Source organism: Mucilaginibacter sp. CSA2-8R, from assembly GCF_038806765.1.
Taxonomy (GTDB): domain Bacteria; phylum Bacteroidota; class Bacteroidia; order Sphingobacteriales; family Sphingobacteriaceae; genus Mucilaginibacter.
On record NZ_CP152389.1, the window covers coordinates 5,012,826 to 5,026,512 of the forward strand.

The following is a 13,687-nucleotide window of genomic DNA, read 5'->3' on the forward strand; positions in this document are numbered from 1 at the left end:
CTGTTAGCGTTTTAATTAAGTAATTGATTTAAAATGTTAAAAGCTTTCTTATTAAATATATTTCTTTTGATTTGCTGTTGCTTGTCTGCAATAGCCCAACCCACATTTAAAGGGGGTGCCTCGGCTTTAAACAGCTTTATAGAAAGTCATATCATCTATCCCGAGTTTTCGAGCCAAAACTGTATTGAGGGTAACATTCAGGTAAGTTTCAGTATCGACCAAAAAGGCAATGTAACTGATGCCCGGGTACAGCAAGGCCCAGGTATTGATTTAGATGATGAGGCCCTTCGAGTGGTTAAGCTTACATCGGGCAAATGGCAAATTCCGGCTAATTATAACAATGCTGTAAGGGTGGTATTACCTATACGCTTTAGGCCAGATTTTGCCAAATGCCAGCGCCGTACCACTGCTATGATGACGATGGACCAGGCTATTGTAGCCTACCAACGCCGCCAGGAATTGGAAAATGCCGTTACTAATTACTACATCAACAAATACACAGGCAAAGCTGATCCTCAAAAAGAACGCGATATTAATGCTCTAAAAAAGGAATTAGGTATTGATGAAGACCTGTGGAAAGACCTGCTGGATCAGGCTAATGAAAAACTAAAACAGGGCGACCAGGAAGGTGCGTGTAAAGACTGGAAATTTATTAAAAACACCGGCAGCGATTTAGCCGATGCTTTTATTGCTAAATACTGCAAGTAGTGTATTTATTGGCTAAATAAAACGGGATTTTCTTATCAAGTCGTAAACCCAATGGCCATGCCATTTAAGTCCTATCCTGTTGCTAACTTGCTATCTCTAAAAATCTTCGCCAATAAAAGTTTCTACTTCTGTAACTTTATATTTTGTTCCGGACAATTTTTCCAACAGATATAAATGCTTATAAGGAAACTTTTTGCTCCAGGTTGGCCACAATGTCTCTTTACGGTTTTTCAACCACCCAATTGATTTCGGATGGATACGCTTGGCATATTTTTGATCGACAATGAGCACCTTCGTTCCGCCCTTTGTTGCGAATTGATATTTTGCGCCGGAAGCGGTACCTAAATAAATGTCGTAAAGATTGCCACTGTCTGGCGAAATGCTCAATTCACTAAAAGACCTCTTGAATACCCCATTGCTGGCATCTTCTTTAAAGAAAACGAACAAATTGGGTTTGGTTTGAGCATTGATATCTAATACAGACAGATAGCAAGCCACAACAAGCATAATTACTTTTTTTAAACTATTCATATTGCCTGAATATTCTGCCGGCGCTTTTATAATCACGCGATTTATTCCATCCAACTATCATCAAACGTAGCCAAATAAAACAACCATCCGTACAGGTATTTCCGTACTGCTTAAAAGCTGTTTATTGCATGGCTATAATCAGGGCTAAATAACTGAAATTATCCTTTTTCTGCTTATCGGCAGAGAAAATCAGCTACCCCTTATTTCACCTAAACCTGTGAAATGAGGGGTAGCTAAACTAGTTTTAATCAAATCAGCTCATCTTCAACTGCTATGTTGCGTAATATCAGGTGATTGAATTTTGATCGATTAATTGACCATACTACTGAAAAACAACCATTTGAGGCTCATTAACTGTTGTTGTCGTATTAACAACCGGTGGTTTCTCTAACCTGTTTAAATCATACATCAACAGATGCATATGCTCGTTATATTTAACAATTTGACTATCATCAAAACTGCCATCGTCAATACAGTACATAAAAACATGTCCGGAAATTACTTTCAGGGTAAACGGAAAATAGGTTCTGTTAGTGTTGACAGGATCATACACCGCTGATCGTACTTTCGCATCGCCGTTGATATAAATGGTATTTTTAGCATCCTCCTGTTTAATGGCATGGTAAAACGGTGCATAAGGATTATTCGTATAATCCCAATTAGTTCTTCCATACAGAAAAACAGGTATTTGCTTTTCATTAACATGCCCTATATGCCATTGCACATAGCCGGGCGAATCTGCTAACAGAGACAATACAGGATCGAGGTAAGTACCAGATCCGAAAGTATACGTGCTACCCCTTTCTGCAAAAAGCGATACGCCTCTAATAATACGCCCATCGCTGCGCGGTTGAAAGTTTAACGGAAAAAGCGATTCGCCTATTCCGAACTCTGCCGAATAATCCGATTCGGTTAAGGTATCAAAGTTTAGCAGATTGCTAATATTCTGGTCGTATTTTAATTTAACCTGTGCAGCGGCGAGATTTTCACCGGCGAAAGGGCTAACCTCGATCAAATGATCCCAATAACCGGCGGCTTTGGCTCGTTTTACAAACTTGCGAATAGCTGCCTTCTGATAAGCAGCCAGAACACCACCATTAATGGTTACTGCGTTAAAATAATTGTCCAGGTCAGGGTCTGCTTCTGTGAACGATGGTGACGAAGCATATTCAATAACAATTTTGCCATCGTTTCCTGTAGTTAAAAGCTCAAAATTTACCTTTGTGTTCACACTGCTGCCTGTCGCAACCGTACTTGTAATCACCGAGGGGTCATGTTCTTCCTGATTCAGGATCGTTCCGTCAGAGTTTAAATAAGTAACCCAGAAGCGCGCATTCGGTATATTGGGTTTGATGAGGTTATCCCAAACCTCAAAATCAACCGGAAGCTGACCTTCGGGGTTGAATATGATAGTGGATGTGTTATTTGACATAATCGTTGCGTTGATAGTGATGAAAAAAGCTAATTAAAGCTGTTGATGCTGTGTAAGGTTAGCATACTTACTATCCTATATTCATCCTTAATTAACATCTTCGGTCATTGGTAATTACACAAAATTTTGACGTGTAAAATCACAATAACGGCTACAAAAGTAGCGGAGTCAGCTACCGACTCCGCTATTGTTAATTTAACCTACAATTTGATACTGGGCATCAAACAAGGCGTAAGGCCGCCTGTTGGCTCTGTCTTCAGGAAGGAGTCCAACCATGAACAGTTGACCGCTGAACGTAACATCACCGGGGTATTCGAATGTTGTATTCCAGGTATTTCCACCATCAATAGAATACTGCATGGCAAAAGTAAAATCCGGTTTACGATATATAGCCACTAATGAATTTGGCATTATACTCAGTCCACCGCTAATTTCTCTATGTGTTACGTTAGAGTATAAAAAGGTGTTGTCTATAGGGTCTTCCTGTTCGTTAAAAATCAAGAGGAAGTCACCTGCCGGTAAATCACTCGTTCCAATCAACTCCGGCAACTGGTTTTTACTGTAAAATCCGCTATACGCCAGAGCCTTTCCACTCGTTTGGCGAACAATCATCCTACCAGCTGAACCTGCAGGTATTGATTGATTAAACAATACACTGTTTAAAGCCCCGGTTGTATCTGTCGAATAAATTAACCGGTCATCAACAATAACATTGCTGGTTTTCGAGGCTACCTCTAAATCTGTTAAACCTACAGGTGTAGTTAAGGCAATAGAATTTGATACCGCCGCAGAGGGATTACGTTTAGCACTACCTTTTACACGGTATTTCAAACCGCCGACTACTATGTTATTCTCATACAGAAACACGCTTCCGGAAGCCGACACATTCGCCCATATACCATCTGCTATCGAATATTCGTGGTAAGTTATCGGAAATAACTTGTTGCGGTTAAAAGTAATCTGCTTGGTACTATCATCTACGATGACACTTTCAGGAGCGGATGGTTGATTACCTTGAATATCATCGGCAATGGCAGCTACCACAGCTTCTGCAATAGCAGCCTGCCCCTGTCCGCTCGGATGAACACCGTCATTCAACGTAAGATTTAAAGCGTTAACATCTACTAAAATATCATAGTAAGGATCGCTAAGCTGCAGGTTATTAAATACCTGACGTTCATACTCAAAGCCTTGCGCACCAGTAAGTCCGTTTGAGGCAACAAAAGTAACACCATCACTTCCAAAGGCAGCAGTTCTTGGCAACAGCGGCATGGTTAATACTTTATAGTCAACTGTTGGATTGGCTGCACGACGAGCAGCAAAATATTGCTTCATCATAGCATGCGCCGTTGCACCATCTGATCCGAACCCTGCAATCTGGTTAGTTGCTTCCCAGGCCAATAAATACTTTTTGTTGTATTGCTGATCGGCAATCACCGGATCCACTTTAGCACCTGAATGAAGTAGCATGTCATAAATTGCTTGGCCGTAACCTCCAAAATTATAGGCGGTATAAAGTTCACCCAATTTGTGGCGGGCTACACCAGTAAACGACGGGTTGTTTTCATTTAAAATAAGCCCGTATTCATCTCCGTTACCTGCCACAATACTATTGCCGTCAGATACCAATAAAACTTTATTGTTGCCGGAAACCGGTGCAGATACTTCTTTAAAATTGAACATTTGCGGATTTAGTAACCCGGAAGTAGTAGCTCCTCTGAGTGCGAGGTGCACATACAAATCGCCCTGATAAGTATATGGGTAGGTAAAAATAGTAACCATTTCCTGGTTAGTTTTAATTTTTACTAACGTAAACTGCCCGGTTTCTCCATCGCGGTAAATACGTAACTTTTGTGCATCAGCCTCCTGGCCGTTTAAAAATTCGTAGTGTCCGTTTGTGCCGTCAGTATAATTAACTTCCAAGCCAGGGCTTAGCGCAACGCACAGTAGCTGCGTTGACAAGTCACCTAATGTTGGTATTGTTTTAAAGCCAAAGCGTCCGTCCCAATAGGTTAGATACATGTAATCAAACTGGATGAACCCAGACTGACCGGCCGGTATTTTTTTTGCTGTTAGTACCCCATTGCTTGTCCAGGATGTACCCGATCTTTCTTCGGCACCTAACTTCCACCATTTACCATCTGGCTGTATATTATCCACCAGATCAAACACAACGTCTTCCAGTACCGATGTGGATTGATAAAGTTCATTATTAGTTAACCAAGCCGACGCCATCATTCCGGTTCGTGCTTTTTCACGAACGGCAAAGTCGCCCGCATTAACGTCCGCTTCTAACACAAGGCTATTGCCCGATATATCTATATAGGTGGGGTTAACCGCTGTCTTATTCAAGGTATATTCCTGCAATGACTGGCCTGTTGCATCAGTAGATTTGTCCCAGCTTAGTTTTGCAATACCTGCAGAAATAATGTAGCGCAAATTGCTTGGCGCAGCAAGCCTGCTTTGAGTAAAGGGAGCTGCATTAGTAGCCCAGGCTGATGCACGGCGTATTGCCGTTTCTTTAAGCCTAACGCCCACTTTACCGGCCGGGATACTTACATCACCTACTAATAATTTATTAGGCGTAGTTAGCGGGGTAAATATTAATGGGTTAGCAGTAATATCCAAGCTACCTTCATAGTCTGCTAATGTTTTTCCGGCCACAATGTTTACTTCGAGCCAGTTACTTAGCACATCATCTACAACTATAACTTGAGGTGTAGCCTGTTCAGCTTTAACAAATCCAGGCATAGCTGTTAAAAGGTCATATAGTTCATTAACCGACTCTTTTATTTCAATACCGTCTTGCACATTAAATTTACCGGCTACATAAGGTCCGGCCTGGTCAGACGGTTGGGGATTGTAATTGATAACTTTTGACATGTTTTTAAAATGGATATGTGTATGGATAATTATTTGAGAAAAGGGGAATTGCAGTTAATGCAACTTCGATGCTTAGAACATCGCTGCCTTGATAAGCACCCTGAATATGCAATGCGTTTGCAGTGTAAGTGTCCAGGCTATCGACAGCAACGTCTACCGAAAAAACTTCGTTTAACGGCGGCCCCGTTATTTGGGCCGTAACCTGCGAATTGTTTTCCTGCGTAATACTGATTTCTATAGTAGAAGCTGTATTAGCAGTTTGGTTTGTAATAATGAATGGTTCCATTGATTATTTGATTGATTTTTAAAGTTGAATTATCACACAGCGCTGGTATGCTTGCTTTTGCAGATCTATATTTAAGGCAATAGCTATCCTATCCGCTATTTTGAAGCGGTTAATTCTCTGGTTGCACAAATGATTATAGATTGTTTGGCTGCGAAAAGAATTGGACTGGTCTTTTGCCTCGCTGCCCCATAGGCAGGTTTATACTAATCCTGATCCTTTAAAGTGTAAAGCAGTTTGCCCAGCACCATATTTGGTAAATACTTTAATGTAGCGGTGGGTAAGGTTAGCCAGTTTACCGCTGATGATTGTTTCGCCGAAAAATTTGATGCCTTTATTGTAGCTCTTGCTAACAATAATATCCTCACCCGAAGCTACCAAGCGGACAATCATGCCGGATGTTAAGCCATATCCACCAGCTCCACCTCCGGGCGGATTAAACTGACCAAATTCAAGAAAGAATCCATTTGAATTGTAGTAATTATCAAGATAAATTCCATCGTTGTTTTCAGAAAACTGTACAAATAACTTGGATGTATCCGGATTAGCTGCTACCTCTAACTGTATCCAGCTACCGTCGCCCCCAAGTTGTTTTGATGCCGTTGCACCTGATATGTCCGCTGCGCCTTCCTCAGCAACCCAAGTACCATCGGTATCTGTGCTTACATTAGCCGATACGAAGTTAGTCCATTGTAAATACTCCCCTTCCTGGCCCGGTACTATAGTTCCGGCAATGGCCGGACTACGCACCACCTTACTGGAATTTTGCGTGGAGGTAGCTTTTGTTCTGAAACGCCAAAAACCAGCCTCACGAATATAATTCTCTAATTGAACCGGCCCGGCGTAATTTCCCCATGGCCTTAAACCTTCAGATACTTCGATCGCAGTATCTCCAAGTGGGTGACTGGCTGTGATAGTGCGCAGGGTTTCGTCAATAATCAGGGTTACCGGATCGGGAGTCACCAAGTTTTCAGGATTAATTTCTGTTGAAAGTAGTCCCCAGCCTCCCGGAAAAGGATCATCCGTAATATCCTGTTCTCCGTATCCGAATTTGATTTCCAGACCATCACGCACAATAGCAAAACGCGGGGTTCCTCTAAAGCTGCCTAATGGTATTTCGAACCAAGCCGGTCCGGCAGGCATTAAATCTGATAGTGTATCGTTAATTTTAAGTTGAGCAGGGGCAGTTAAGTGCGCTGCCATTTTAATGGCCTCACTATTTACGCTTTCGTATCTCATCAGTCCAATTGGCGTATATCTGTCAGGCTGAGCATACAAGGTATTGTCCCAGTAAGCCTGATTAAAATACGGCTGGTCGTAAAACATATACGGAACCTCTGTGCGCGCTCCAATACTGGCAGGATGCAGCATATACCTGCAAAATATTTTGTCTTGCGAAAAAGCTGCAGCTGTTGCGTTAGCCAGATAGGCATCTACCCAGGGACGATAAAATTTCTGCATACCGGTATGATCCAATAACGGATAGCGCATATCCGAGCCCAGGGTAAACGACGCTTCAACGGGCGGTATAAAGGCCATACCATCAACCGGTGGAAAGCTCAATTCGGCCAGATAAGTACTTTCTTTATAATCGTTTGCTGTAATATCACACACCCCTTGCATACGCTGGTCGGGTGGTAAGGCAAGTATGTCATTCCACAACTGAGCCGTTCCCGCAAAACCAAAATCGCGATATTGGAAAGAAGAGTAAAAATGCATATTGTTACCCATCGCCAATTTACCCATTTTTTGGCTTACCGTGTTGATGGCTCGGTTAGCCGACATAGCATGATTTAAGCTATAATCGCCCCCGCAAAAAAACACGATACCATCAAAAGGCCGGGTGTCATACACATGCTCAATGGCATCAGTGCCTTCTTGCTGACTAAATGCCCAAGAGGTATAATCACCATCGCCTACGCTAAATTCATTGATCCATACATTACTAACTTCGTGATCATTGTACGGAAATAAAGTTCCAGACCAGTAATAAAAGTCGCCCATTCCTAGCGCAGTAAGGGCATTGCGCGTTGCAGTAATTAAAGATGGGAACAGGAAATAATCTGTGTATACTGGTTTACTATCAATTCTGAACAATGATTGGCGGTTCCAGGTATCAGTAAAAAGTTTAACCTTCTGCTCAACAGACCCGCCGTAAACCATGCCCACCATAAAAGGGATATTGACAGCATCACATGCGTCCATCAACTGCCTCAGATAAACATTATCCTTGAAGTTATCATCTGTGGAGCTATACTCTTCCAGATGAAGCCAAAGCAAATTGTAACCTTGATTTTTAACAGATTGTATCCAGCTCAAATGATCTTTTGCAAATCCGCCCAACGAAACCATTAAGTGACAGCAATAATACTTTTGGCTGTTGTAGTTGGTTGGCACGATACGCACAAAAGAGGTAACAATATCGGATATACGCCCGTTACTGTCGTCGTAGGTAGCTGAGCGTATCTTTTTGCTTGATTTAAAGGTGAGTGGGCCGGTATAAACCGGGCTTCCTGCTGTCGGCACACTACCATTTAGTGTATATATTTTTTTCTTTGCCATTTTTAAATTTTGAAATAGGATTTGAGATTAGCTCGTAAACACCTATGCAGTGACGCTTTGATGTAGCTGCTAATTGCCTTATTCTAAGCAGATCAATATTATTCGAAAGCAGACCTTGACTGCATTTCAAATAAACATTTAGGTATCTGGTCGTTTTTTCATTTACTATAGCTTTATAGATACAAATCAATTAAATATTGACTATATCAATTTTTACATATACAAATGTACATAATATATTTACATTTGTATATTAACTATGCTATTATTTTTAGCAAGAAAAAAAACACACTGATTCCCAATTTATTAATATCAATAAAGAAAGTAAGACAACAATATATCAGTACTCAAAGCAAAAAATGATTAGAATAAAAATGTATTGATTAACACTAATATTTCAAGTTGGATATTCTTGAAGCAATAGTGTAAATAAGAATATTAACTATTTTCGATATAGAGTTAAAAAATTCTGCATTACTTAAAGTTGAGCAACGATAAGATACAAACTAACTATTAGCGCAAATACGAATAACAGTCCTTTGCAGTTATTAGCAGCAGTCAGCCCATCATGATTGTTCTCTTGGTAAATAAACATGACAGTGCATATGATAGACCAGCTACTATGCAGACCTAAGCCCACCCTATTATAGCAGGCCAACCTATAATGTATTCAGTCTTAAAATTTTGGTGATTTTAAGCGTTGATACCCATCAGAAAAATTAAAAAGTTGATTTTAAATTAGCCGCTTTGTGCTCCTAACAATAGCTCGTAATCCAGCCCAAATTACTTTGGCATTTTAAATAACAAACAGTTATTTACTAATTATATACGCACGCGTCCAACCTATTTTTTTAACTAATAACGATGCGCTTAATTACTTTTAACGAGAAGAAGGGTGTAAGGAGGAACTCGTTGTCAGGCTGTATGCTTTATCTGTAAGGATTTATTTTAACAACCTCATTCCAGATCAAATTACTTATTACCCTCATTCCCTTATTACATGGATGCTGCTGTACACCTATATCAGAAAATAAGCCGTAGGCCAGGTTAGATCTGTCGTAGCTTACGGCTGACAAGCTAACGTAAGGCGTGTATAGTTTATAAACCTTGTCTATTGCTGGAACACTCCACAAGGGGCCAACGCTTAGCACAACCGTTTTGCTACCATCAGCGGTAAAATATTGCACTAATTTCTGATAGCTTTTGCGAAAAGCCTCCGCATCCATATGCGCATGGTCAACGTTTTCGCCCACCCTAACAATAACCAGGTCAGGATTAATTTCTTTAATATCCTTTAGGCTTTTGTTAAAATCATAATTAATATATGCCGATTCAAAATCATTAAATATACGTACAGTAACTTTACTATTGGGCTCCATCTGTTTAAAGCGTACAGTAAGTCTGTGCACATAATCAGAGTCGGGCGTAGAGGCGGCCATACCACATAAGGTATTCCAACCTACCGCTGGCGTTATAGGGGCTATTGTAATACTATTACCTAAAATAACGATGTTCTTAAAAATAACCTGAGATTTCGGCTGATCGTTAAGCGGTAACGTTAGTTTATAATCTTGGTCTTGAGGTATAACCGTATCCGTTTGCTTCTTGCAGCTTACTACTGCAAAAATCACAGACATCAGTATGAAGCATTCATAGCTAAACCATTTTAACATATTTTATAAAAAGTATTATGATTTTCCCACTTCCAGTTTCTTTTTTTATCTGATAGCCGCTGTTCCGGTAAATAGCCGGAGTTATCAGTATGCTTTTTTTTTGGAAGTGAGCTGAATATTTACTGGTACTGCACATTTACAATGGCACCTTTAGTAATAGTTTTCATATTTGTAGCATTGCTGCTACTCGGACCCAACGAGCCGGAAAAACTGCCGGATACCGTCTTGTTCACCACATCAATAGAGGTGATTGTAATGCTACCGTTACCTCCGGCTTTGGTGCTCCAGATAGTATATGGTCTATTATTATCTTCAGGAATTTGGGAAATTTTTGGCGGCACAGTGTAGGTAATGAATGAACTTGTGGTGCTGTTGCAGGTATAGTTGCCCGGACCGGTTACATCACCGGCATAAACAGTTACTAAATTGCCGTTGACTGTAGTACTGACACTTATTGTTTGCTTAGACGGTGAGTAGGAAGCCCCTGGCAAGGTAGAATAGCCATCTGTGCCATCTACCGTGCAGGAGAAAGGATAAGGAGGAGGTGTAGTGGTTAAACCGATAGTACCAACCGAGATATCTTGCCCTTCGGTTACGGCAATGCGGCGGCTATAAGGCGCGTATAAGTTGTTAACTGCGTTAGATGCAGCAGTTACATAATAACTGCCGGGTGTAACATTATTTATCTTGAAATTACCACTGGCATCGGGCACAACCGTATACCTCAAGGTAGCACTGCCAATATAAACAGCCTGTACATAAGCCACAGAACCTGCCGGAGATACGCTGCCGCTGATACTCCCGGGTGCCGCCGCTTTAAAAACCAGTGTGCCGGCATCCGTATTTTGTGCGGTAGCAACCGTTATTGCCGGGCTAACCGGCGCTACATACCCCAGGGCGGCAGTAAAATTGAGGGTATATGTACCGGGGGCAACAAAGCTGAACAAAAAGCTACCAGTACCAGTTGGAGTGGCATAATAAGTACTCCCTCCGCTGGTACTCATTAATGAAACTGAAGTGGCTGCTCCGGCCGGACTAATCATGCCACTGATACTACCAGGCATTTGCCGCAAGGAAACATCTCCTAAAGCGGTGTTCTGGCCGCCAACAATGGTGACTGGCTGATTTACAGATACGTAACCAGAAGTTGCGGTAAGCGTTAGCACATAATTACCCTGCAATAAAGCAGCAAAGTTAAAATTGCCTTGAGCATCGGCGGTGGTACTGTAAATTGTACCAGCCCCGGTAGCCGTAAACAATTGTAAGGTAATATTGCTCACAGCTGTAGCAGGGCTAATAGTACCTGAAAGGCTACCCTTAGTATCAGTCGGAACCGTTGCTGTAGTTACAGGTGCAACGGCCGCATCTTTTTTTTTGCAACTGCACAAACCTATAGTAAGGCTAAATAATATAATGAATATTATTTTCATGAGATAAGGCGTAGGTAAATGCAGTTTGATGCTTAATAGCCTGTTTTATTTAAAAAGGATTATGCACCGAAATTACAGCTGTCTCAATTAACCATCAATCCCCCAGTTTGGGGGATTTTTAATGTAGGGATTGTCATAAACATCCGGTTTCTGTACATTTATAGACTTAGTAATGCACTTTTGCAACTAACCTTATGCAATTTGACACCCTTGTTAATTATTTTTTACCAGCCGGCATAAAGCAGAACAAAGCACACCCACTATATAATGAACTTCGGACTGTAGTGAGTACTGCACTGGTTGCTGTACCATTGATGTTGCTGTTTCCACCGCTGATGCTTTATTTAGGTAAGCCTGTTGGCGGATTTTTACTCAATGATTTGCTGGCTATTATTCTGCTGCTGTCAATCAAATTTTTTGGCCATTACCGCATCCCAATGACGCTAACGGCGGTGGTAACTTACTTCATTATATACGATTGGATCAAAGATTCTGGCTTAATTTACTCAGTCAACGTAAACATTCTGCACATGTACCTGCTGGTTGCTATATGGGCCGATAAAAAGTTTGGCTGGTATGCCGTATTCAGTAACTTGGTAGCATTTTCCTTTATTTATTATCGCACTTTGCATGCTGGTATAAATACAACATCAGCCAGTTGGCTGGGTGAGCCATTGTATCCGTTTGCAGTTAATTGCCTGATTACTATTTTTTTTGGTGGCTTTTTAGCTTATCAGCAATATGATCAAGAACGCGACCGGGCTAAGATACGTGCCTTACAAGATCAGAAAATATCAACATTAGATGAAGCAGTAAAAAAGCGTACCGAACAATTAAACAGCATGCGCGAAACCATTGCTAATGATTTTCATGACCAAACAGGCAATATGCTTTCTGCAATTACCCGCCAGGCATCCCTGTTAAAAATTAAGCTTAAAGCCGAACATGATGTACAACCCATAGTAAAGAGCATTATAGATAACAGTAACGAGCTTTATGCCAGCAGCAAAGATTTTCTTTGGCACTTAAACCATAACAGTGATGACCCTACCGAGCTTTTTGATTACTTAACCGGGTATGGGCAGTTGTATTTTAATCAGTTTGATATAGCTTTCTCGGCTAAGGCCGAACTTGGTTCTCTGTTACAATTTGAATCTTATGCTGCATTAAATTTGATATATATTTTTAAAGAGGCAATGACTAATGTAGTAAGGCATGCAGCAGCAACTGAAGTAAAACTGGCTATGCACCTCGGAAAAGAATCAGTGATGTATCTACTGGAAGATAATGGTAGCTGGAAAGAGGCCGACAATAACCAACAACATTATGGGCTCAGCTATATGGAACGCCGCTGCCAAAAGAATAATTTTGGATTTGCTTTACAAAAATCTTCATCGGGCACCCGGATTGAAATTATTGTTCCGGCGCATCAATTAAATACAATCTAAATGAACAGGCGTATTAGTATTATTGAGGACAACAGCAAAATCAGGGAAGGATTTGCCGCTATCATTGATAGCGCTGAAGACTACATCGTTGCTGGACAATATAGCAATTGTGAAGACGCATTTAAAAACCTATCAACGGATGCGCCCGATTTGGTATTGATGGACATTGATTTGCCGGGTATAGATGGCATTGAGGGTACACTACGCATTAAGAAACAGCGCCCGGATTGTATTGTATTAATTATAACGGTATTGGAAGACAGCGACAAAGTATTCCGTTCATTGTGTGCCGGTGCCGGGGGCTATATTGTCAAAAACTCTGATGGAGACGATATTATACAGAACATTACAGAAGCATTTGCAGGAGGCGCCCCAATGAGTCTGCATATCGCTAAAATGGTGGTACAATCATTTAAACGTTCTTTTGATTCTCCACTTTCTGACCGGGAACAGGAGGTACTGCGCCGGATTGCGGAAGGAAAAAGCTATTCTAAAATAGCCCTTGATTTGTTCATCAGCAAAGAAACTGTTAGGAGCCATATTAAAAATATCTACCAAAAATTATCGGTAAGTTCTAAAGTGGATGCTATTCGCATCGCCGAGATTAAAAAGTGGATTAATTAGACCTTCCAGCTATATTTCCACATTTAAATGAACATTACTTTGTTGTAATCACAAATGACAGTTATACACATTGCACTACTTAGATTGTTAAGTGAATTGTTCATTGTCATGAA

The 13,687-nt window shown here is 40.9% G+C and carries 10 protein-coding genes; 3 read left to right on the forward strand and 7 right to left on the reverse strand.

The window, feature by feature from the left end; all coding sequences use genetic code 11:
* Positions 1 to 81: 81 nt before the first annotated feature.
* Positions 82 to 708: a TonB family protein gene (locus AAGR14_RS21345; protein ID WP_342646270.1), complete on the forward strand. Its 627-nt coding sequence runs from the start codon at positions 82 to 84 to the stop codon at positions 706 to 708.
* 96 nt (positions 709 to 804) lie between these two features.
* Here AAGR14_RS21345 and AAGR14_RS21350 read toward each other — a convergent pair whose 3' ends face one another.
* The 7 genes from AAGR14_RS21350 to AAGR14_RS21380 all read right to left on the reverse strand — a co-directional run bounded on the left by AAGR14_RS21350 (position 805) and on the right by AAGR14_RS21380 (position 11,502).
* The gene (locus AAGR14_RS21350; protein ID WP_342646271.1) at positions 805 to 1,293 is read right to left on the reverse strand and encodes a hypothetical protein; all 489 of its coding nucleotides are present in this window, start codon (positions 1,291 to 1,293) and stop codon (positions 805 to 807) included.
* Between the two features lie 268 nt (positions 1,294 to 1,561).
* Entirely contained in the window at positions 1,562 to 2,671 is a 1,110-nt protein-coding gene (locus tag AAGR14_RS21355; protein ID WP_342646272.1) for a hypothetical protein, read from the reverse strand.
* A 195-nt stretch (positions 2,672 to 2,866) separates the two neighbouring features.
* A complete protein-coding gene (locus AAGR14_RS21360; protein WP_342646273.1) occupies positions 2,867 to 5,554 on the reverse strand; it encodes an SGNH/GDSL hydrolase family protein in 2,688 nt (895 codons plus the stop codon).
* Positions 5,555 to 5,558: 4 nt separating this feature from the next.
* On the reverse strand, positions 5,559 to 5,840 hold the full coding sequence (locus AAGR14_RS21365; RefSeq protein WP_342646274.1) for a hypothetical protein: 282 nt from the start codon (positions 5,838 to 5,840) through the stop codon (positions 5,559 to 5,561).
* A 198-nt stretch (positions 5,841 to 6,038) separates the two neighbouring features.
* Positions 6,039 to 8,399: an endo-1,3-alpha-glucanase family glycosylhydrolase gene (locus AAGR14_RS21370; protein WP_342646275.1), complete on the reverse strand. Its 2,361-nt coding sequence runs from the start codon at positions 8,397 to 8,399 to the stop codon at positions 6,039 to 6,041.
* Positions 8,400 to 9,328: 929 nt separating this feature from the next.
* Positions 9,329 to 10,036 carry an SGNH/GDSL hydrolase family protein gene (locus tag AAGR14_RS21375; protein WP_342646276.1) on the reverse strand — a complete coding sequence of 236 codons (708 nt, stop codon included), beginning with the start codon at positions 10,034 to 10,036 and terminating at the stop codon, positions 9,329 to 9,331.
* A gap of 155 nt (positions 10,037 to 10,191) precedes the next feature.
* Positions 10,192 to 11,502 (reverse strand): carboxypeptidase regulatory-like domain-containing protein, encoded by a 1,311-nt coding sequence (locus AAGR14_RS21380; RefSeq protein WP_342646277.1) that lies wholly within the window; start codon positions 11,500 to 11,502, stop codon positions 10,192 to 10,194.
* A gap of 194 nt (positions 11,503 to 11,696) precedes the next feature.
* Between AAGR14_RS21380 and AAGR14_RS21385 the strand changes: the two genes are divergently transcribed.
* Positions 11,697 to 12,950 (forward strand): histidine kinase, encoded by a 1,254-nt coding sequence (locus AAGR14_RS21385; RefSeq protein WP_342646278.1) that lies wholly within the window; start codon positions 11,697 to 11,699, stop codon positions 12,948 to 12,950.
* A complete protein-coding gene (locus tag AAGR14_RS21390) occupies positions 12,951 to 13,574 on the forward strand; it encodes a response regulator transcription factor (RefSeq protein ID WP_342646279.1) in 624 nt (207 codons plus the stop codon).
* Positions 13,575 to 13,687: the final 113 nt, after the last annotated feature.

What these genes read in the sequence shown, in the direction of transcription:
- AAGR14_RS21355 (WP_342646272.1), bottom strand. Translation starts at nt 2,671, where the DNA reads ATGTCAAATAACACATCCACTATCATATTCAACCCCGAAGGTCAGCTT.
- AAGR14_RS21360 (WP_342646273.1), bottom strand. Translation starts at nt 5,554, where the DNA reads ATGTCAAAAGTTATCAATTACAATCCCCAACCGTCTGACCAGGCCGGA.
- AAGR14_RS21365 (WP_342646274.1), bottom strand. Translation starts at nt 5,840, where the DNA reads ATGGAACCATTCATTATTACAAACCAAACTGCTAATACAGCTTCTACT.
- AAGR14_RS21370 (WP_342646275.1), bottom strand. Translation starts at nt 8,399, where the DNA reads ATGGCAAAGAAAAAAATATATACACTAAATGGTAGTGTGCCGACAGCA.
- AAGR14_RS21375 (WP_342646276.1), bottom strand. Translation starts at nt 10,036, where the DNA reads ATGTCTGTGATTTTTGCAGTAGTAAGCTGCAAGAAGCAAACGGATACG.
- AAGR14_RS21380 (WP_342646277.1), bottom strand. Translation starts at nt 11,502, where the DNA reads ATGAAAATAATATTCATTATATTATTTAGCCTTACTATAGGTTTGTGC.
- AAGR14_RS21385 (WP_342646278.1), top strand. Translation starts at nt 11,697, where the DNA reads ATGCAATTTGACACCCTTGTTAATTATTTTTTACCAGCCGGCATAAAG.
- AAGR14_RS21390 (WP_342646279.1), top strand. Translation starts at nt 12,951, where the DNA reads ATGAACAGGCGTATTAGTATTATTGAGGACAACAGCAAAATCAGGGAA.